Origin of the sequence: Rhizobium sp. ZX09, from assembly GCF_017357485.1 — a bacterium.
In the GTDB taxonomy this organism is placed as follows: Bacteria; Pseudomonadota; Alphaproteobacteria; order Rhizobiales; family Rhizobiaceae; genus Agrobacterium; species Agrobacterium pusense.
Genome location: NZ_CP031364.1, coordinates 549,361 through 569,834, shown reverse-complemented (window position 1 = coordinate 569,834; position 20,474 = coordinate 549,361). Strand labels below are relative to the sequence as shown.

Below are 20,474 nucleotides of genomic sequence, written 5' to 3'. Positions count from 1 at the left end.
GTGAATGACGGGCGGAACCGGCAGGCGACAGGTATCGGGGATCATCGAAAGTGATAGCGTTCAACGGAAGCTACATGGCATTCGAGCCGCGTATTGAGCCTTACCAGCGCGCCGATGACGTCGGATACGCGGTTAGTGAATTCATGTGGTTCAAGGGCCGCCCGTTTTATCCGGTCTCGGCGCTGGTTCACGCGAAGGTCGCGCATGCAAGGCTGTCGGCGGAAAAATGCGATGATCAGGATGAGGACAATCTCGACATTCTCTTCCGCATGCCTGCCGTGGCGGGCGGACACTTCTTCGAGATCGTGCTGCGTTCGAACGAAGGCACTTTCTATGGCGGCTGGCTGTGGGGAGAGGAACTGGAAATCCTGAACGAGGTGGTCAACGGCTATCGCGTTCTGGCGGGTAAATTCGACGACAGGCTCATCCGGTTCGAATATTCCAGACGTTTTCAGCGTTACCGGACGGTGGAGCCGCTGCCGGTGGAGAAATCAGTTTTCCTGATCCAGCGGGAGGCGAAACCTCACCCGGGCGGGCGGAATTTTCCCGCGGGCGCGGCGCGCTGATTGCGGGGTGCTTCGCGTTCAGGGGAGAACGCGGCGCGCGGGCAGAGGGGGTTCGGTAGATTCACCTGGCAGAGCTCAGGCTTGGTCGGGGAATACCGGTGCATATTTTTATTTTTATTGTGTGGAAAATTATGATGCCCAATCAAGGTAACGTGCGTAACAGGCGGGTGTCATCGCAGCTTCTGGCGGTGAATAGCGCTTCCGACAGCCGTGCGTTTTCGACGGAGCGCGCCGAGGGGGAACCACGTCCGCAAGCTCATAAAGACAGGCTTCATGTCGTGGAAGAGGCGGAAGCCGGGCTGGCGTTCCCGCCGCGCCCGCCGGAAGTGCGCGAGGCAGAAGAAGCGGGACGCCGGGCGGAAATCAGCAATATGGTCGTCGACGCCGATATCAGGGTCGCGAAATGGGCATGGGCAGTGCTTGCGATTGGACATTGTCTGCTGATCTATTTCATGGTGCGTAATCTCGGTTGACTCCTCCTGCCCAAACGGGCTTCAACAGCCGATATCGTCCGCCACTAATTCGGGCATCGGAACTTGGAGAGTGTCGCACCCCCGAAACTGAGTGGACATCCAGTCCGGCTCCTCCGCAGCCCTGTAGCACCGCTTCCGCCACGTCGATTTGCGGACTTCGCTCAGCGGAATGTCATAAAGCTGTAAATGAACAAACTTAATTGAGTGATCGGTCTCGATGGAGACGCATCACCACGGTCCAACCATTGGCCTCGCCGGCGGGCACGGACTTTTCTTATCACGTCGCTTCGGCCGAGACAGACCATGTCTGTGCTCGCCGGCCTGATCTTTCGATGCGGCATGACGCGCTGCGCGGTCGCGCGAATTCGCATGACTTTCTTAGCTCTGGAGATGACGAAGTGAGCAATCTTATTGGTACCGGTTTTAACGCCGGCTCGGACGATGGCGAGTTCGCCACGCTTGAAAACGATTTGCGTGCCCTTGCCGATATTGGCTGCGACACCGTCGAAATCGCCGCCACCAGCCTCGACGTGATTGCCGGCGGCCGCATCATCGAGGAGCGCGCGGACCGTCTCGTGTCGCTCGCAAGGCAGTTTGATTTCCGTTACACGGTGCACGGCCTGGTTTCATCCAACTTCATGGATCCGGTGACCTGCCGCTACCAGATCGATGCCGCGAAGGCGCTTGCCGTTCTCTGTGACCGCATCGGTGCGGGTATTCTTGTCCAGCATGGCGGCGCGCTGCGCGCTGACCAGATCGCCGAGCGGGCAGAGGCCGATCATCGTGAACGCGACGCGCTTTTCGAACTCGCGGAATTCTGCCGGCCCTATGGTGTGCGGATTGCGCTCGAAAATATCTTCACCACCGAACCCGGCCAATACCGCCAGACACCGGCTGAGGTGGCAGCGACCGTTAAGGCTGTCGGCCACGACAATGTCGTGGCGCTGATCGACTTCAGCCATGCATATCTCGAATCCACTTATCGTGGCCTGGACTTCCGTGAACAGCTTCGTGCCATGGCGCCGGTCGCCGGTCATCTCCATGTCCACGATTCCTTCGGCCGGCCGCAGGGTTTCTACCAGCCCTATTTTCCGCAGGAAAACACAGCGCTCGGCATCGGCGATCTGCATATGCCGCTCGGCTGGGGCGACATTGAATGGGAGAGCATCTTCTCCGAACTGACCTTCCTGCCTGACACCGTTCTGATGATGGAAATCGGCCGTCGCTATCGGGCCGAGCAGCCCGCAAGCCTCGAAGCGGCGCGGCGTCTGATGACGCTTAACGCCGAACGGACACTGCTCGCAGCAGAGTGAGGGAACCGAATTGGGCGCGGCCGCGATCGGCCGGCGCCCGAGACGCCGGCAGTTGCGGACGCGGCTGCCGGCATTCTGTTCACGCTGCCCACTCGGAGAGCGAATAGGCCCTGATGTAGTCGATCATCATTTGCGAACCGTCGCTGAAATCACCTGCCGAGGGTGTTCCCGCCATGCCGCCGACGGCAAGATTGACGACCATGTACATCGGATCATGCATATCGTCAGGCGTATCCGTTTGCGCAACGGCGACATCATCGAAATACCAGGTGATGTGTTCGGCATCCCACAACACGCCGTATGTGTGAAACCCCTCCGTGCTCGGCACGCTGACATTGTTGATGACAGAAGTCTGTTCGCCGGTCGCATTCGAATGTGTGGACATGATGAGCGTATTGGGATTTTGGCCGCGCATTTCGATGACGTCCAGTTCCGGCGGCCACGACCCGTCTTCCGGCAGAAGCCAGAAGGCCGGCCAGGCACCACGATCGGTCGGCATATCGGCGCGAATTTCAAAATATCCATAGGTCTGGCTGAAGGAGGAATAGGTGTTCAGCATCCCGGAGGTGTAATCATATCCCTCGACCTCGTCGGCGATCGATTGCGGGGTCTCGGCAGCCGTGATGGTCAGGACGCCGTTTCTGACGCTGAACGGGTCTACCTCCGACGTACCGGTATATGCCGGGTTGACATACCACTGCGCCTCGCCATTCGTCGTCAGGGAACTGCCCTTCTCCGGTGCCCACCAATATTTGGCATCCCAGGTTCCCTGATCGCCGTTGCGCAGTGACAGCGTATCAAACTCGTCTGCAAAGGTTTGTGTCAGGGATGACCGGTCGAGGCTGAGCTCGAACTGGTCGGGCTGGATATCGTCTATGGTCGTTCCGGCCAAAACGACGGCTTCGCCATTCGAGAAATTCAGCCACAGATCATTGCCCTGCTGCGTGGCATTGCTTGCAAGCTGCTCGAAGGAGGTAATGCCGTAGCCATTGAGGCGGATCGTGTCATTGGCGCTGAAATCCATGATGAGATCGGTGCCATTGCCGCTCGTGAATACGAACGTATCCGCACCGCCGCCGCCAATCAGCACATCATTGCCGGCACCGCCGTCAATCGTCTGGCTGCCAGATCCGCCGGTGATGATATTGTCGAGCGAATTGCCGAAGGCATAACGGCCATCGCCGGTGACCCGCAAGTTTTCGAAATTTTCGGGAAGTGTATAGCTCATCCAGGTGTCGATCGTATCGATACCCTCTCCGGCATTTTCGACGGCGCGATTGATGCTGGAATAAAGATAATAAATATCGTCCCCGGTGCCGCCCGCCATTGTCACATTGACGGAACTGTCACCCCACATGGAATCATTGCCGGCCGTACCGGCAAGCAGCGGGCCGGAGCCCGTGGCGGAGAAAAATCCGGTGGAACTGCCGCTATAGTAGAGTGTGTCTCCAAGCGCATTCACAACTGTTCTGGCCATAAGCCTTCTCCTGTCCGTTCGCGTCGCTTCCTCCCTCCTCCTGAACAACAGCCTAACAGCGCGAAAAGCTTCCTGTTAGAGCCAGAAATGAGGGGTATGTTCCGTTCCGGACGGACGGGAGTAGGTCGATCTCATTTCCGGAATATCCTCTGGTTCCGATAATGAACGATCGCTAGGCGATACTTAACTCCGCGTATTCAATATGTGCTGCCGCACGCTTTTTCCCATTCGGATGAATGGTTGTTCTATAAAGTGATAGGTACCGATGCTGAGCGCAATGGTGGCTATAGATAAGCCAGGAATATACGCCCCACTCTTAATCAATCTGTCCTCCCACCCAAAAACTGTAACCATCTCCATTAATATTGGATGAGTGATGTAGAGAGAATAACTTACGATCCCCATGTAGGTGAGAGATGGAAGCTCAAATTTATTCAACCAAGCCAGTGTGCCTAGGAAGGCAATAGTTGCTGCAGTATGAGTAATAATAATCGAGTTGAAATTTTCAAACCTCGTATCTGTTCCGTATAGAAATAGTACGTAATGAATATATCCCCGAAGAATAATTCCGCCTAAAAGCATGGCGACGATCAGCTTAATCCAGTGATCGATAATATGGCCCTGATCGATCTGTGTTTTCCGAATTGAGGCACCCAGAAACATAAATCCGAGAAGGATAATTTTATCCCCGGCACCTACCGATTGCCCCAACATTTGCAAGATCGAAATTGCTATGGATAGACAAGCACATAATATAGCTGCCTGTCGTGTGATCAACAAATTCAGCGGACCGACGAATATATATATGACAACGATGCTGGCGTAAAACAGAAACTCGTATGCCAAGGTCCAGTAAACATCTAGGACCCTATGAGATGCCAAGAAATCCGGGATCATCGTGATATTTGCTACAATGTCATATGCTGAAACTTGGTTTCCTGCATATAAACGAAGAAGCAGTGTGGCAGTGAGGGATGCCCAGAACAAAGGGTATAGTCTAAAAACACGACTTATAATAAATCCCGCGACCGGATTTTGCTTCGGGAAGCTGAAAGGTACGACGTATCCACTTATTAAAAAGAATAAAATAACTCCAAATCGCCCAAAATTCAAATACTCTCCGGCAATGAGGTTTCTGAATATAGTGTCTGCCCACGAATTTTGGATGATGTCATCGCGATTTATGAGCGAGTGCGCTGACAGGTGATAAAAAATTACAGATAGTGCGGCAACGCCCCGTAATTGATCTATATTATTAAGCCTAATTTTTTCAGTCATTTTATTCTCTGATTAATAATTAATTAAATATATAATGATATTTATAGTAATATTATGATGCGTGCTATTGAAATTTCGAATCTACGTTGGCTCTGGCTCTTTCCACCTTCGCAAAATCGCAATATTAGCCGAGGCCCTGTGTGCTATAAATCCCGGAAAGGCTTGTTTTACGCATTATCGCATTTTTTAAAAAAAGCCTGAAATCGAGATCAGTAAAAGCATATCCAAGCGCCATCCCAACGTGCGCCATAAAAACAGGATTCGAATTCAGTTCCTCGAACTGGTAGCCCACTACCACCCCAATTGCCGAATAGGCAAAAAACCCGACTTTTCGTGTTCGGAAGATAGTATAGACAAGTGCAAATGCGCTTAACAGGCAAAAACCAATGCCCGAAGTATAGGCGGTGGCAAGAAAACCATTATGAGGGGTACCGATACCTGATATTCCAGACAATTCTTGATCCCTTGCGCTAAACCCAATACCTAGGGGGTGGTTGAGCATTACCTCAAAGCCACCCGTTATGGTAGTCCACCGCTCGTGGGCGTTGTCGGTGCTACGATTGTCTTCCAGAAAGCGTTTGGAAAAAGCTTGCTCCACAAAATTGAGGGCGCCGAAAGGTAAAACGGCTGCAATGACAAGTGCCGAAAAAGCAACGCCAAAATAGGTGCTGAAAAGCATGCGGATCGAAAAATTCCGAAGATAATAATAGGCTCCGATAGCCAAAACAGCAAAGACGCCCGATCTGTTAAGCGTTAGCGTAAAGCTGGCCAGATATATCGCCAAAAATATAGCAAAGACGAATGGGCGACGGTAGCGCTCGGCAAGATAGGCAGCTGCCGCGCCAGCGAGCGCGAAGGCTGGCCCAGCCATGTTACCCGCAGACCAAATACCGCCGGCTTTTTCTATGCGCAAAAACATCGCGCTCATCTCGCCTTTGGCTGCCGCTTCGAGTACTGCGGCTTCGTCAAATTGGAAGGACAGCCCGAGCGCAGCAAGCCTGTCGTGGATGGTGACATCGAGAAAAAGAAGAATAGTGACCGCTATAAATCCTGCAAAGCTGCCACAGCAAAATAAAGCCAAAAGGTTTTCCTTCAACACCATGTAGATGAAGAAGAGAAAATAGACAGCGTAAAAGTAAGTTAGGGCGGTGGGATAAAACTCTCCGTCTCCACGCGCGTCCGCGAAAAGAGCCGTGAGTCCAAATAAGGTGGTAAGCGGAAACAGATAAAGTAAAATGATGGAAGGAGTTAGGCATCGAATATACAGAAGGATGATAGCCGGCAACGTCATCAGCACCAACATATCGCTAATGTTGAGGAAGCGCAGCCCAATGTTGCTTGTTACGATGTTACATTGGATAAAAAAGCCAATCGAAAACACGAAGGTTGCCAGCACGGCGGCGGGAATATCGATGATTTTTGAAGGATAAAGGGGCATCGCGATAACGAGCCCCGGGAGCGAGGGTTGATCTGATGCCGCACTGTATGGCTGGCTTGTCATTCGCGGCCTCTATCATCTGCTGCGGACACTGAAATTGTCTGATGGTGAGGGCGTCGCCTCCGCGACGATACGAAGAGACGCCACATAATGGTCTTGATAAGGCTATCGCGCAAGTCATTTTGTCGATGTCTCATGCGCTTAGATTGCCTTTCGGAAGATCTCCTTCCACCGCAACTATCCTTTGAACGTAGAGCGGCGCATCAGAGCTGGGTGCGCTATAACCAAAGGCGGGAAGTATGCGTAGATAAAGGCTGTATCCGGCCTGGTCGATATCGGCGTCTAAACTGACACCGCTGGCTGTAGCCCACATCCAACCGCTATTGTCGAGAACCCCGGAGTCACCAAATTGCAAGGCGGCGCAAATAATCGTCCTGAGGTCGCCGCCACTTTTTGCAACCAACTCCACGAACGGGCTGCGTTGTCCTGCGCTGTTCTTATAGAGCACCGCAAAGGAGAGAGTCTTGCCGATCATCGCGGCCGCTTCTTCGTTGCGGAAATAATGGAAAAGCCCGCTGAACTCGCTGCCATTCGCTCGCAACGCGAGGCTATAGGCGAAAGAGGGGGAGAAGGTGACCTCCGTGCTTTTGGTGGCGGAGGCTGACTCTGCAAGGGACCAGCCTGAAGGAGCGGGCCCGGACCATTCGGTGAAATCGCCGTTGGCGATCAGGTTGGTGGCGGAGAGTTTTGGCCAGCAGGGGGTTTCGAAGCCGCTATTCGGCGCTGACGCCAGATAGGCGGCGAACAGAGTTCTGGCGATGAGCGCCGAACCTGTGCTGCTGGGATGAATATTATCGTTGTAAAGCGTGGCGTCCTTGCCGTTTGCGATAAATGCCGCATGGGTGTCCACCAGCGTCAGGTTCGGGTGCGCCCGGGCGACGTCCAGTATGGTGTGATAGACCTTGTCGTAGCCCGTTCCATCCTTCCAGGGGTTCTGGGTGGTGATGAGCTGTGCAGCGCCCGGCCAATGCCATTCGGTCATGCCCAGCGGCCCAAGCAGGGCCGCCCTTCCGGGGCTTCGAATGCCGCCGGGCGTTTCGAAGCTCTGCATATTATATCCGTGATGCATAATGCAAAGGTCGGGGCGTGGAATTTGCAGCGCCGCGATGCGCTGTTCGGCAAGCATGTAGCCCGGCCTGCCAACCGGCAGTGTGGCAAGATAGACAGTCAGCGTCGCGCCCGTGCCGGCGCGCAGTATAACCGGTTCGGCATAGGCCTTGGGACCGGTCGCGGCATGGGTCTGCCATTCCGCCCAGCGGTAAAGCACGACCTTGATATCATGCAGGTCGCCAAGCAAGACGGCGAATTGCTGGAATGGCCCGTCGTCCGCATGGGCGGTGCTGTCGCCATTCACGAAGATCGTGGCGTTCTTGCCCGCAACAAGACGGGCCCTCAGGGGGGAGAACGCATCGACTGATCCCGCCATCGCCGTGCGGTTTTGTTGGGAAATGCCGAGCGATACGCCGATCATGCCGGCACCTCTTCCGTTCCGGTCATATATATGCATATCTTGTCTTCAAGCAGCATCATTTCGGTCTCCTTGTCTGCCCCTTGAGAATAACCTCGCGGTGAGGCCCGGGGAAAAGCACTGGGAGCCGGACGCTGAATCGCAATAAAACTGCACGTCACGAATTTTCTTCGATTTCAACTAAAGCACATAAATAAAATAGATTTTTTCTTTTATCTGGGTCGGATTTTTGATCCGCACGAAGGTTTGAATGTCATTTTTTTTCCGCAGTATCAAGTATTGTTGTTCCTCAATTGCTGTCTCCGCCAAATATCCCGCCGCCACTGACATAGGGGGCGGTCGTTCTGACCCCGGCCCCGTTGATGCCCGCAAGACGGAGCGGTGCCATCCCTGGTGCCTGCGTGCCTTGGAGCTCAAGGCATGACATCGGCGCTTTTCGTCAGCCACACGAGGGAAAAGGGCGGTGCCGAACTTTTCCTGACGGATATCGTCAAGGCCGGGCCGCGCTCCTGGCGAGCCTGCTTCCTCAGTGGCGGTGGGGCGGCAGACGATCTGGTGGAATGCGGCAGGCCGCCTCTTCTGCTGTCCGCGGGAGAAAAAATGCTGTCGATCCGGCGGGATTCGTCGTTCGGTGCGATGCTGCGAGGGGCCCTCGATGTTTTGGCCGTTGCCTGGCAGCTCAGCCGTCATGCAAAAAACCATGACGTGATCTGCGCCAATTCGCAAAAGGCGCTTTTTGTCTGCGCGTTGGCGGCCAAGCTCAGTCGTCGGCCGTTGATCTGGATCCTGCATGATATCGTCACCGACCCCGCCTTCAGCGCCGCAAACCGCCGCGCTTCGCTGACATTCTCGCGTCTTTTCGCAAGGCTGGTTGCCGTCAATTCGCAAGAGACGGGCAGGGCTTTTGTGAAGGCGGGAGGCGAGGAGGACAAGGTCCGCATCGTCTATAACGGTTTCGACCCAGCCAAAGCGTCAGTTTATGACCCCGCAAGAGCGCAGCAATTGCGCAGGGAGCTCGGCCTTGGCCCACAGCCACTGATCGGATTGTTCGGCCGGTTGAGCGAATGGAAGGGGCAGCATGTTTTCCTGGAGGCGATTGCTGCAATGGAGGGGGTCCAGGCCGTGATCGTCGGCAGCGCGCTTTTTGGGCAGGAGGCTTACGAAGCCCGCATCCGCACGCTGGCATCCAGTCTCGGTCTTGATTCCCGTGTCCGATTTCTCGGTTTTCGCCCGGATGTAACGGAGTTGATGGCGGCGATGGACGGGGTTGCCCATACCTCAGTTGTTGCCGAACCGTTTGGTCGTGTGGTGGTGGAGGCCATGATGTGCGGAAGACCGGTTGTCGCCACCCGCGGCGGTGGGGTCACCGAGATCATCCGTGATGGTGAAACCGGCCTGCTTGTGCCGCCTGCGGATGCGCCGGCACTGGCCGCGGCGCTGGGCCGCATCCTGGCGGACCCGACGTTGGCTGAAAAACTGGGGAAGAAGGGGCGGGAAGATGTGATGCGGCGTTTTTCGCTCGAGGAAACCTGCAGGACGATATCCGCGCTTTTGTCTGAAGTAGCGTGACGTTGCGGTCTGCGACTGCTCACAGGCGGCAATCCCAAACGGGTGGAAGGTTGGAATGCGCATTCTCGTGAACATGCCGAGCCAGTATGGCGGGAAAGCTTCCGGCGTTGCCCGCGTAACCTTCAGCCTGCTGGAGCGGCTTCTGGAGCAGACTGATGATGATTATATACTGCGCTCGCCCTGGACGCGGGTGCAATTGCCCGCGGAATTACGTGACAGCCGCCTGCGGCTGATAGAGACGGCTCGGCCGCACATCATGGTGCTTGACGTGCTGCGGCAGGCCATGACGCTGCCGGTGCTTTGCCGCCGGGAAGGCATTGACGTGCTTTTTAATGCCGATCCTTTTGGCAGCCCGCTGGGCGGCAGGCGTCGGATCACCCTTGTTCACGATCTCTATTTCAAGACCATACCTGAACAGATTGGCTGGCGGGCGGCCTTGACCACCGATTTCATTTTTCGCCTCATGCTGGCCGGTTCGCACCGGATCGCGTGTGTATCCGACGCGACGCGAATGGATCTTGCGCGTTTTTATCCCGGCGCTGCCCGCAAGAGCGTGACCATTCATTCCGACAGCACATTGAAGCTGGATGCAGGGGCCACGGCTGCGCCGCCGCCGATCGCGGGGCGTTACATACTGGCGGTTGGAAACGCGACCTCGAACAAGAATTTTGCCCTTCTGGGCAAGGCTTTTGCGCGATTGGGCCCGACGATGCCGGACCTGCGTATTGTCCATGTGGGCCGCGACGAGGCGGAAGAAATCGCCAACACGCTTGACGATCCGGGATTGAAGGCCCGGCTTATCCGGCTTTCAGGCATAGATGACCGGGAACTGGCGGAACTTTATCGTCATGCAGCCTGCCTTTGCGTGCCTTCCACTTATGAGGGCTTCTGCCTGCCGGTGCTGGAGGCGCAGCAACTGGGATGCCCGGTCGTCTGCTCCAATCGTTCTGCGACACCAGAAATTGCCGGTATGGGCGCGCTGACCTTCGATCCTTCGGACACCGATAGTCTCGTCGCAACTCTGGAGCGGCTCTTTCGCGAGCCGGCGCTTGCGGAGACGCTGCGCCAGGCGGGTTACGAAAACCGCAGCCTTTATTCCTGGGAAAAGGCGGCGGAGACATATGCGCAGCTTTTCCACGAGACGGCCTGACTATGCCGTGATCGGCCGCCGCAGATCAGCATAAAGTTTTTCATACGCGGAAATCACCCGTTCCGGCGCGACGCCTTGAGAAATCCGCTCTCTGGTTTGCGGCAACTCTGTGAGAACGGCAGGATTTTTCATGGCCTCGATCATACGGGCGGCAAGTTCGTTGGCATTACCTGGCGCAAAAAGGCGGTCCGGCCTGTCGCGGCCAATCTGTTCGGCAACTCCGGCGAGATTGGCTCCAATGACAGGGACGCCGCGCAAAATGGCCTCCGCTACCGTTCTGCCGAAAGCCTCCGGCCACACAGGCGGCACGACGAGGCAATCTATGCCAGCAAAAAAACTGTCGGCCTCGACATATCCGGGAAAGTCGACGGGCAGGCCTGATGCCTTTCGCTTATAGGTTTCGATGCCGCCGGGCGCTCGACCGGCCATGGTCATTCGCCAACCTTGCGGGGGCAGGAGCCGCATGGCCCCGATAAGGAGATCGGCGCCCTTGGGTTCTTCGATACGTCCGAGATAACCGAAAACCAGCGGTTCTCCTGCAACACGGGCCTTGCGGGGGTTCAACGATTCTGGTTGCGCGATGGCGTTCCAGATTATCGCGCGGCGATTTTCAGGAACGTGCGTGAAAAAACCGGCCTCCAGATGGCGTTTCAGAATGTCGCTGCCAACGCCTGTGACAGCATCCACCGCGCCTTGGCAGCGCCGGTGCAGACAGGAGAAGGCCCGGCATTTTTTGCTCCTGCCATCGCAGATATGCCCTTCGTGGAACAGGGAGCCATTGGTGCACATGCTGGTGAAATCATGCAGGGAGTGCACAAGCGGAATACCGCGTCTGCCAATCATCGGCCAGATCAGCGGCGTCAGTTCCGAGAGGGAATGGGTATTGACCACATCCGGGCGAAAATCCTCAATGACGCGCGCCAGCCGCTGCACCAGCCGGGGATCGATCTGGACGGCGACCTTGTAATATTTGCGTTTCCATTCTGCTTGACGCTCCCAATCCCCAATGAAAAAGGGCGTCGTATGTCCAAGCCGATGAATGGCGAAACCGTCTCGCAATTCTGCGGTCTGGCGCTCCCGGGAAATGGCGGCAACCGCGATTGTATGTCCTTTCCCAGCCAAACCCCGGGCAAGGTCTTCGACGAATATCTCCGCGCCTCCTACACGGTCGGGAGAAAACAGTGATGTCACCTGCAAGATACGCATGTTTAAGTTCCTGTGCCGGCGGCCGAGACGGAGGAAGCGGCATTGGCCGAAGTTTGTCTGCGCCGGTCTGCTCCTGGTGGGTGCAGGCAAAGGGTGACGATGGGTGCGAGGAAAACGGCGTAAGCCATGGCGAAGCCCGGCACTTGCAGTGAAAAATCGAGGGACGAGTGCAGCGCCACCAGCAGCAGCCCGGCGAGGCCGAGATGCGAGGCATAACGATAAGTTTTGCGCCTGCGGGCCCCGCGAATGAAAATAAGCAACTGGCCGAACAGGAAAAATGCCGCATAAAACGGGAAAGCGGCTCCGAGGGTCAGCAAGCCCTCGGCATACACATTATGGGCATGGGTGACGACGGCATCGACGCCGCATTGCGCGGAATGATAGGGAGCGTAGGTTTCTGAAAAGCTGGCCAGTCCCGCGCCCAGGGGCCAGTTATCCGTTATCGCGCGTGCAATACCGGGCATATAGCAGAAGCGCATGTCGTCTTCGAGGCGTGTTTCCATACGCAGCGCTACACGATTTGCAAAAAGGGCGAAGAGGCCGATGGCGATGGCGAGCAGGATTGCTGCGCGTCGTCTGGAGCCGCGTCTTCTGCGCCGTGAGGGCGCGACATTCCGGCCGGGCCCGGGAGAGTTGAAAACGATGAGAAGTATGAGCAAAAGCAGCGCCGCGAAACTGGACATGATGCCCGCGCGTGATCCCGTCAGCATCAGGGCGATGAAACAGAACCCGGTCAGAAGGCCGATGAAGGCGGCGTGGCGGATGAGGCGTTTTTGATCGCCCGGCACCGTCAGGCGGTTTGCCACAAGCGCTCTCACCCTTCCCCAATCCGGAGCCGCCAGCTTGTTATTCAGCAGCACCACAAGCGTGAGCAGGATAAGCCCGAAGAAAGTCGCCGCCGTATTGCGGTTGACAAAGAGCCCCGTCAGGCTGCCGAGATAAAAACGCTTTTGAATAAGGCCGAGCATATCGGGAAACAGGAGAAATTGCAGGATCGCGCCCAGCGACAGCCAGCCGCCGGCGATTGCGAACCATCGCAGTGCTTTTGCCGCACGCTCGTCCGTATTACAGATCACGAGCCCGGTCATGAAGGCGCCAAAGGGCAAGGCGGCGCTCAGCAGGCCCAGCCAATCATCTGCCGGCGTGAGCGAGATCGTGGCCGCGGGCGCCACCTGCGTAAACATCGCGGCGGCGGACCAGGCGAGGTTGGACGGCAGTATGCTCTGGCTGGCGGATGTCTGAAGTAAGACCTGAAGTATCAGTGCGCCGAGCAGAAGACAGGCCGCTGCCAGCGCCTTCCCTATGGCGGGCTGGGGCGGGCCGAAGAGAGGCAGGGCGGCAAGGAGCAGCAGATAGGCGGCGAATGTGATGACGATCCGGCTTTCGATGTCGGTTGCGCCGCGATTGAGCAAGGCAAGCAGGAATATGGTCCAGAAAGCGATCGTGACGATTGCCCGGGCGCGATGCAGAACAAATGCCGGCCGGGGCGGCGAGGATGACAGCAATTCCGGTGGAGCGTCGAGGGTCTGCATGATGTTCGGCTTTTGAGATCTGCTTGTTGTGGTGACGATGAACTAAAGAAAGGACTTGGCGCTTCCGTGTATCTCAGGGCCGTGGTTTGGCGCTTTGCATGCCGGTCTGAAGCTCCTGGGAGCAGACATGCCGCAACGACCATCGCAATATTTCGCCCTGCCTGCCGCAGACGATCGCGGTGTCGGCTTCACGGGCCGCCTCAGCCTGCGGTAGGGCGCCCTTGGTAAATTGTTGCCAGATGACGAAGCGTCCGCGGATCAGATTGGCATCGGCGGGGCCATAAAGCTGGGAGAAATTCGTCAGCACGGCGATTTCCATGGCAGAGGCGTTGCGCAACGAGCGAACCATGGCGAGGCGCAGCCAGACATCGCCATTGGCCGGAAGACACGACAGGGCGTGGCGCATATAGGTTTCGGCAAAACCGAGGCGCATGGCATCCGCTTCTGGCGATGCATCCCCGGCATGGGCGTCGATATCGGCAAGCACAAGCCGCATCCCGGCCTTGATGATATCCGAACGGCAGATTTTTTCGGCAATGACGGGCTGCAGACCCTCGACGGTTTTCGTCAGCAGATCGGGAGAGAGACCATTGTCCTCGTCGGCAATGCGCGCCAAAGCGATGATATCGGAAAACCGTCGTGTTTCGGAAAAAGCCTGGGCCGCGAGCAACAACACAAATAGCGAAACGATCAATACCGGCGTGACCGTCAGGACCCTGCGCAGGCTCGGCACGCCAGCGGTCCTAGTCATGATAATATCGCGTGTAGCGGGAATGATAATATTCGCTTGAACCGTAAGCCCGGTAAAGCTTGAGCTTCTCCGTGTCGACCTTGTTGAGAATGACGCCCAGACATTTCTTGCGGATTTGAACTTCGTTTTCGATGGTGTTGCGAACCGCCCGCCGTGCGGTTTTGCCCCATTCCGTGACGAAAACGAAGCCGTCGATCCGGCCGGCCATCGCCCGCGCATCAACAACGGGGCCAAGTGGCGGCAGGTCGACGATGATGTAATCGAAGGCCCCGCTTGCCTCGGCCAGCAGGCGGTGCATCTGCGCGGAAGTCAGGAGTTCCGAGGAGTGCGGGACACGCTGCTTGACGACCGTGGGCAGGAAAGCAAGTCGAGTCTTTTCATCATGCACAAGCGCATCGCGGATGGAGCGACCTTCCAGCAGCACTTCAAGCAGGCCTGCTGTCGCGTGGCGGGCAAGGGCGCGGGTGGCGCCCGGGTTGCGAATATCCGCATCGAGCAGCAGCACCCTTGCGCCCTGTGCGGCCAGAAGCTGCGCGAGATTGATGGAAATCGTCGATTTTCCCTCACTCGGCAGGGCGGAGACGACGCCGACGACCCTGGCGCCATTTTTTGCCGCTATTCCGAGATCGATCGCCAGCCGCGTGCTGCGCAGTGTTTCGGCGAAGGAGGAGAGCGGGTGGTCTACGGCATAACGGGCAACGCCGGAGGGGCGTGTGACGGTTGGGCCGCCATCTTGCCCTCTCGGTTCCGTGTCTGCGGCCAGCTTGTTCGGCACAAGCGGTGTATTGCCCAGAAATTCCAGGCCAAGCACGTCGCGGACCTGCTCCCCCGTGCGAAAAAAGCGATCGCGGAATTCGCGGAACATGGCGACGCCGCCCCCCGCGGCCGCACCCATGATCATGAACAGCGCCAGAATGAGCGCCTTGTTCGGCTTACTCGGCGTTCTCGGCGGTACGGCCTTGGAGATCACGCGCGCTTCCGTCACCGGAAAGGACTGCTGCTGCATGGCCTCCTGATAACGCTGCAGGAATGTCTGATACATGTTCTTGTAGGTTTCCGCCTCGCGCTGCAATTCGCGAAGCTGAACCTGCGTCTCGCCGGCGGAGTTGCTGATATTGGTGGCCTTGGCGACGGTTTCGGCCAGGGATTTCTCCCTTGCTTCGGAAACTTCCAGATCGCTCTTATAACTTTGCGCGATACGGCTGATTTCCTGGAACATCAGCCTGCGATATTCCTGCATCTCGTTGCGCAGACGCACCGCCTGCACATGGTTGGCGCCCAGCCGACCGGTGATCTCGGCTTCGACCTTCGAGGATTCGAGATATTTCTTCCGCAGGTCGTTTGCGACGGAACTGTCGAGAATATCCGTCACGACCGCATCGACATCGTCGGTAGCGAGGATGTGTTCGATACGTTGCACTCTTGCCCGCGCCCTGGCGGTTTCCGATTGCGCCAGGATAAGCGCGCTGTTCGACTCCGCCAGCTGCTGGTCGGAAAGCAGCCCGTTATTGCCGGTCGAGATCAGGTTATGCTCAGCACGGAATTTCTGGACGGCGAGGTCGGTGTCGAGCGCCCTCTGGCGCAGTTCGGCAATGCGATCGGACAGCCAGTCGCTCGCCCGCCTTGTTGCCTCATATTTGGAATTCAGCTTGTCCACCAGATAGGCTGCGGCGACCGCGTTGACGATCTGAGCTGCAAGGACCGGCGACGTCGAATTATAGGTGAGTTCCAGCGCATAGGTCCGGCCGATACGCTTGACGCTGAGACCCTGCAGCAACCGGTCCGAAAGACCCCTTTTCAGGGTTCCGTCATCCACTACCGCCTCTTTTGTCGCCGGCGCGAACCATTGCGATACGTTGACAAGTGAGCGGATGGTGCTCAGCACGGAGCTTAGGAACGAGGCGCGTGTCGCCCTGAATTCCTGGTTTTCCGTCAGGTTGAGGCTGTCGACGACGGCGAGGCCGATGGTTTCCGATTGCAGCACCTCGACCTGGCTGAGAATGGACGCCTCGTCCTCGATCACGCCGCCGATCGTCGAAAGCTGTTCGACAACCTGGCTGTTGTTGCGGTCTATCAAAAGGGTTGCAGTAGCCGAATAGATCGGAACGGCTGTGGCTGCGAAAGCAAGGCCGATTGCCCCGGCAACGGCGACGGCCGCCAGCACGATACGCCACTGACGGCGAACCGTCGCAAGTGCGGCGTCTATATCGATAAAGTCAGCCGTAAAGCCGTTTTTATCGAAATCGGCCATCGTCAGTGGATCGTGCCTTTGCAACAACTGTCAGCCTCGCTTTTTTTAGGCACGCACAGGGCCTGCCAAAGTCCCGGTTGCATCACGTTTCGGGCGATCGCCGCTCCCGTGGGGAGACGGCAAGGCCGGACCTGTTAAACGGGGCTGGTGCTGACCGGCGTACTGGTGCTGCCGGTGGAAAGCGATCTGCCACGGCCGGCAGGCGCGCCTGTTCCACCGGACTGCGCGGTACCCGCCCCGGTCTGGCCGCCCGCCGAACCACCGACGCTGTTGCCGCTCGCAGGCGTAGAGCCCGCGCCGCCGATCGGCGAGGCGGCTGCTGCGGCCGCGGGTGCTGCTGCCGCAGCCGGGCCGGCCGCGGTTCCTTCAATGTTTTCGCTGAAGGCGATCAGCAGATCGGAAGGCACGCCGGCGCCCTTCGTCTGCAGCTGAATGGCGGCCGCAAGGATCGTGTTGTTGTTCTGCATCGCCGCGGAATAGGCAAGCGCCAGACCTTCGCCCACCACTTCCGAGAAATCCTTGTTGCCGACCTTCTGTGCCAATGCGACGACGGCGGGCAACTGGCTGGAGTCGCTCAGTACAAGTGCGGAAATCTGCTCGGAAAACTGCGCGGCACTGGTGGAGACGGCGATGATCGGAAATCCGCCCGTCACCTTCGCCGCCAGCTCGGCCGTGGCGGCATCGGTGCTGGAAGCGACGGCGATCAGGTCCCTGACCGTTGGCGACGTCGGAGACTGCTTGAACGCTTCAGCGGCGGCAAGGGGAACCATGTCCGGACTGGTCGTGTTCACCCGCCCCAGAAAGGCGGCGGTGCTTTCATCGGGGGATTTGACCGGTGCGCCTGTCGCCACGCTCTGGGCGGGCGCGGCCTGCTGCTGCGGCGCGCCTGGCGCAGGTTCGACATTCTGTGCATGGGCTGAGGCGGAAACTATAACCGTGCCGATAATCAATATCGCACCGGTGAGCGCCGAGCCATTAAGAAGGCGAGACATCACAACTCTCCAAATTTTTTAAAATACGACTTTAATTACGCGCAATGCCGATATGGTTATTCAGCACTTAAAATGTTCTTCTTAGATCGCATAGGCTAGGCGGCGGATCAAGTGCTAAAACAACTATGCAACAGCAACTTCTTAAGTATCCTTAATCCGCGATAGCTGCCCAAGGCTTGATACGGCGTTGGTCGGCGAGCGATGAAAGTCACGAAGTTCTACTCCTCGGTCCTGAGGAATTGACAGGCATATGGAATTGTTTGATTTTAGCTGATGTTTGAATAAAGGGAGATATTTTGTCTTCCCGTCTTGCTCATTACTTTTCGCACTGCGTGGCAAAATTATAATTTCTCCGGTTTTCCGAGTTAAGTACCTGTTATATCAATAGAATCTTTTGATTAATCCCAAATTCATACGGATATTGATTTGATGATCATCAATCTTCAGGTTTTACGCGCGGTTGCTGCGTTCATGGTCTTTTTCCATCATTTCATGCCCGTTATAGACCGGGTTTTCCCGGGTGTCAGACGATACGAGGCCGGTGCTTCCGGCGTCGACATATTCTTCGTTCTGAGCGGATTCATAATGGTCGTCACAACTCACAACAAAGATGGCGATTCCTTGAAATTCCTGGTGAACAGAATTGTCAGGGTCGTTCCGATTTACTGGATAATGACATTCATAATCGTCTTTATTTTTCTCCTCGGCGCGCGCCCTCTCGGCGTTATGGAGTTGCAGCCGAGCTACGTCTGGAAGTCCCTGTTTTTCATACCATTTGAACGCGGAGGATTCTGGGAGCCGGTCTTGTCTGTCGGGTGGACCCTGAACTACGAAATGTTCTTTTATGTTGTTTTTTCGATTTTGATGGTTGTGGGGAATTTTTATACGAGAATATTGCTTATTATATTCTTGCTCTGTTCATTTGTGCTATCCGGATTACTGTTTTCGTTCGATGGTTACCTGCGGTATTACAGCAGCCCGGTGATGCTGGATTTCGCCCTGGGTGCCGCCTTCGGAGCATTTTTCTGCGCAAGGAAAGACAAGCCGCCCTTCCTGGGGCCGAGAGGGGCCTGGTTTCTCATCGTTACCGGAGCGTCAGTCATCCTCGCGACAAGCTCGGGATTCGAGCTCTACAACAACAACATTGTGCGGCCTCTGACCTGGGGCGTTGCGGGACTGCTGTTGGTTTCCGGCTGCGTCTTCCTTGAACAGAACGGTTATGTTGCAAGGCATTGGCTGCTGGTCCATCTGGGAAATGCCAGCTATTCCATCTATCTCGTCCACAATCTGGTGATTCAAATTGCGATGAAGGTTGTCGGGGTAACGGGGTTGTCGGGTATCGTGTCGGTACTCATCACAGGTGTTCTGGCTTTGCTGCTGACGATCGTGTGCGGCTTGGCGTCTTATCGATTCATCGAGGCGCCGATTAATCGAGCCTATCGCAAAAGAGACGGCGTCAGGCGGCTCTCCCTTCAACATTGAGCGGTGAGAGCAACTGCCCGGTCGATCACGCGAAAGATGTCGGCCGCGCCAGTCACCCGCCCGGTGTGGGCGGAGGTTTCAAGCTGCGGCTGGAAATCGTTGGTGAGTGTTCAAAAAACTTCCAGCACCGTCAACTGGTCGCTGACGGCAAGCCGATATTGCCCGCCTTCTTGCGGAATAACGCGCTGGATAACGGAGCCGTCGTCCTGAAACCGGTGGGCAATCACCTGGCTGTGTGCACCGGTAACGATAAAGCTTGCTGCACGTTCGGCCGGCGGGTTTTCGATCTGCGCCGGCCATTGCCAGCCCGATATTGCAAGCCACACCGGCACAAGCAGCGCGCCATCCGGTCGCGACAGTCTCAGGGAAACACTTTCGGAGGCGCTTTCGACGAATTCGAGCTGGCATTGCGTGGGCGCGGTCTGGCGTCTTGCCGTCAGGAGCGAGAGCAGGGCGCGGACCGCCTCATAGGCGGCGGTCCGGCTCAGATCGTGGCGCAGCAGGCCGAAGGAGGACTCGGGATTGGTGTCATCCCGGGCGAAGCTTGACACCATTTCATAGATATATGTCCGGCGGATACCATTGATGAAGCACCACAGGAGCGTGCGCGGCATGTAGCGCGCCCTTATTCCTTCGGTGACAGGAAAATGAAAGCTCTGGGTCTTCAGGGCGCTATGGTAGCCGATTTCGGTGGCGAGCGTCGGCCTGCCTGCTGCTATGTGCGCGGAAGCGGCAAGAGACTTCGAGAGGGCGCCCGGCCCGGTCGTTTCGGGGTGTTCCATGCCCGCATAGGGATGAATATTGCCATATTGGCAAACCTTCGCGAGATCAAACGCCAGCGCCCTGTTGCTGAGGACATAGCTTGGCGCGGCAAGGGGAAGATCCCGGAGCGCGGGGTTTGCGCGGATGGCGTCGTGCAATGCAGTCTGATGTTGCGCCGAAAGGCGCGGCGCATTTTGCGGATCGGACGTAAGCACGGGTTCGTTGCTGCCTTCGAAAACCTCGATGCCGCCATCGCACCAGTCGTAGAAATCCACGAGCTTGTCCAGTGGCGTGCTCAGATAGGGGTTGAGATCGTCAAAACAGATGACGGTGAGGCGCAGGCCTGACGCAACGATCTGGCGCAGCCGCTTAAAGGAGGCGCTTTCCCGGCGGTCTTCGGGAAAGATGATGCCTTCGTCGCGTAAATGCCGCACTCCGAGAGCCTTGAGTTCCGGAAGGATGCGGTCGAATTGTTCCGGATAGACACCACGTGTGCGGGTGAAATGGCCGCACACTCCGACACTGTCCAGAAATGCCTCGGTATTGGCAGAAAAATCGGTTTTGACCTGCGCCGGTGCGGCACGCAGACCACCGGCTGCGGCGAAGGCGAAAGAGGCTGCAGACAGCAATGTGCGTCGCGTCATGGAGCGAGCACCGACAGGCCTGTTTTCTTTCATCAACATCTCCTGCCGTTATTCGTGCTGAC

At 56.9% G+C, this 20,474-nt stretch carries 16 protein-coding genes; 6 read left to right on the top strand and 10 right to left on the bottom strand.

Features of this window, described 5'->3' with window-relative positions; genetic code table 11:
- Positions 1-74 precede the first annotated feature (74 nt).
- From BTN45_RS17215 to BTN45_RS17205, 3 genes are all read left to right on the top strand, one after another.
- Positions 75-566 carry a hypothetical protein gene (locus BTN45_RS17215; RefSeq protein WP_072493201.1) on the top strand — a complete coding sequence of 164 codons (492 nt, stop codon included), beginning with the start codon at positions 75-77 and terminating at the stop codon, positions 564-566.
- Positions 567-700: 134 nt separating this feature from the next.
- Positions 701-1,039, top strand: coding sequence for a hypothetical protein (locus BTN45_RS17210; protein ID WP_125271183.1), 339 nt, complete (start codon positions 701-703; stop codon positions 1,037-1,039).
- 398 nt (positions 1,040-1,437) lie between these two features.
- Positions 1,438-2,352 carry a TIM barrel protein gene (locus BTN45_RS17205; RefSeq protein WP_207590214.1) on the top strand — a complete coding sequence of 305 codons (915 nt, stop codon included), beginning with the start codon at positions 1,438-1,440 and terminating at the stop codon, positions 2,350-2,352.
- A gap of 79 nt (positions 2,353-2,431) precedes the next feature.
- Here the strand turns inward: BTN45_RS17205 and BTN45_RS17200 are convergent, their stop codons facing one another.
- The 4 genes from BTN45_RS17200 to BTN45_RS17185 all read right to left on the bottom strand — a co-directional run bounded on the left by BTN45_RS17200 (position 2,432) and on the right by BTN45_RS17185 (position 8,076).
- Complete coding sequence (locus BTN45_RS17200) at positions 2,432-3,829, bottom strand: family 16 glycosylhydrolase (protein WP_207590213.1); 1,398 nt, start codon at positions 3,827-3,829, stop codon at positions 2,432-2,434.
- A gap of 183 nt (positions 3,830-4,012) precedes the next feature.
- Positions 4,013-5,107, bottom strand: a complete 1,095-nt coding sequence (locus tag BTN45_RS17195; protein ID WP_207590212.1) for an acyltransferase — start codon at positions 5,105-5,107, stop codon at positions 4,013-4,015.
- A gap of 124 nt (positions 5,108-5,231) precedes the next feature.
- Positions 5,232-6,608 (bottom strand): O-antigen ligase family protein, encoded by a 1,377-nt coding sequence (locus BTN45_RS17190; protein WP_246751701.1) that lies wholly within the window; start codon positions 6,606-6,608, stop codon positions 5,232-5,234.
- A 130-nt stretch (positions 6,609-6,738) separates the two neighbouring features.
- Positions 6,739-8,076 (bottom strand): SGNH/GDSL hydrolase family protein, encoded by a 1,338-nt coding sequence (locus BTN45_RS17185; protein ID WP_207590211.1) that lies wholly within the window; start codon positions 8,074-8,076, stop codon positions 6,739-6,741.
- 417 nt (positions 8,077-8,493) lie between these two features.
- Between BTN45_RS17185 and BTN45_RS17180 the strand changes: the two genes are divergently transcribed.
- Together BTN45_RS17180 and BTN45_RS17175 are read left to right on the top strand one after the other, a co-directional pair.
- Entirely contained in the window at positions 8,494-9,642 is a 1,149-nt protein-coding gene (locus tag BTN45_RS17180) for a glycosyltransferase family 4 protein (protein ID WP_207590210.1), read from the top strand.
- Positions 9,643-9,697: 55 nt separating this feature from the next.
- Positions 9,698-10,792, top strand: coding sequence for a glycosyltransferase family 1 protein (locus BTN45_RS17175; protein ID WP_207590209.1), 1,095 nt, complete (start codon positions 9,698-9,700; stop codon positions 10,790-10,792).
- Here the strand turns inward: BTN45_RS17175 and BTN45_RS17170 are convergent, their stop codons facing one another.
- From BTN45_RS17170 to BTN45_RS17150, 5 genes are all read right to left on the bottom strand, one after another.
- Positions 10,793-11,998: a glycosyltransferase family 4 protein gene (locus BTN45_RS17170; RefSeq protein ID WP_207590208.1), complete on the bottom strand. Its 1,206-nt coding sequence runs from the start codon at positions 11,996-11,998 to the stop codon at positions 10,793-10,795.
- Between the two features lie 2 nt (positions 11,999-12,000).
- The gene (locus BTN45_RS17165; RefSeq protein ID WP_207590206.1) at positions 12,001-13,530 is read right to left on the bottom strand and encodes an O-antigen ligase family protein; all 1,530 of its coding nucleotides are present in this window, start codon (positions 13,528-13,530) and stop codon (positions 12,001-12,003) included.
- A 73-nt stretch (positions 13,531-13,603) separates the two neighbouring features.
- Complete coding sequence (locus tag BTN45_RS17160) at positions 13,604-14,281, bottom strand: hypothetical protein (RefSeq protein ID WP_044459174.1); 678 nt, start codon at positions 14,279-14,281, stop codon at positions 13,604-13,606.
- Positions 14,274-16,532, bottom strand: coding sequence for a polysaccharide biosynthesis tyrosine autokinase (locus tag BTN45_RS17155; RefSeq protein ID WP_060942264.1), 2,259 nt, complete (start codon positions 16,530-16,532; stop codon positions 14,274-14,276). The genes BTN45_RS17160 and BTN45_RS17155 overlap by 8 nt, the downstream gene beginning before the upstream one ends.
- 134 nt (positions 16,533-16,666) lie before the next feature.
- Positions 16,667-17,524, bottom strand: a complete 858-nt coding sequence (locus BTN45_RS17150) for a hypothetical protein (protein WP_034497146.1) — start codon at positions 17,522-17,524, stop codon at positions 16,667-16,669.
- Positions 17,525-17,953: 429 nt separating this feature from the next.
- On the opposite strand from BTN45_RS17150, the gene BTN45_RS17145 reads away from it, so the two are divergent.
- Positions 17,954-19,006 carry an acyltransferase gene (locus tag BTN45_RS17145; protein WP_207590203.1) on the top strand — a complete coding sequence of 351 codons (1,053 nt, stop codon included), beginning with the start codon at positions 17,954-17,956 and terminating at the stop codon, positions 19,004-19,006.
- A gap of 110 nt (positions 19,007-19,116) precedes the next feature.
- On the opposite strand, the gene BTN45_RS17140 is transcribed toward BTN45_RS17145, so the two are convergent.
- The gene (locus BTN45_RS17140) at positions 19,117-20,445 is read right to left on the bottom strand and encodes a hypothetical protein (RefSeq protein WP_207590201.1); all 1,329 of its coding nucleotides are present in this window, start codon (positions 20,443-20,445) and stop codon (positions 19,117-19,119) included.
- Positions 20,446-20,474: the final 29 nt, after the last annotated feature.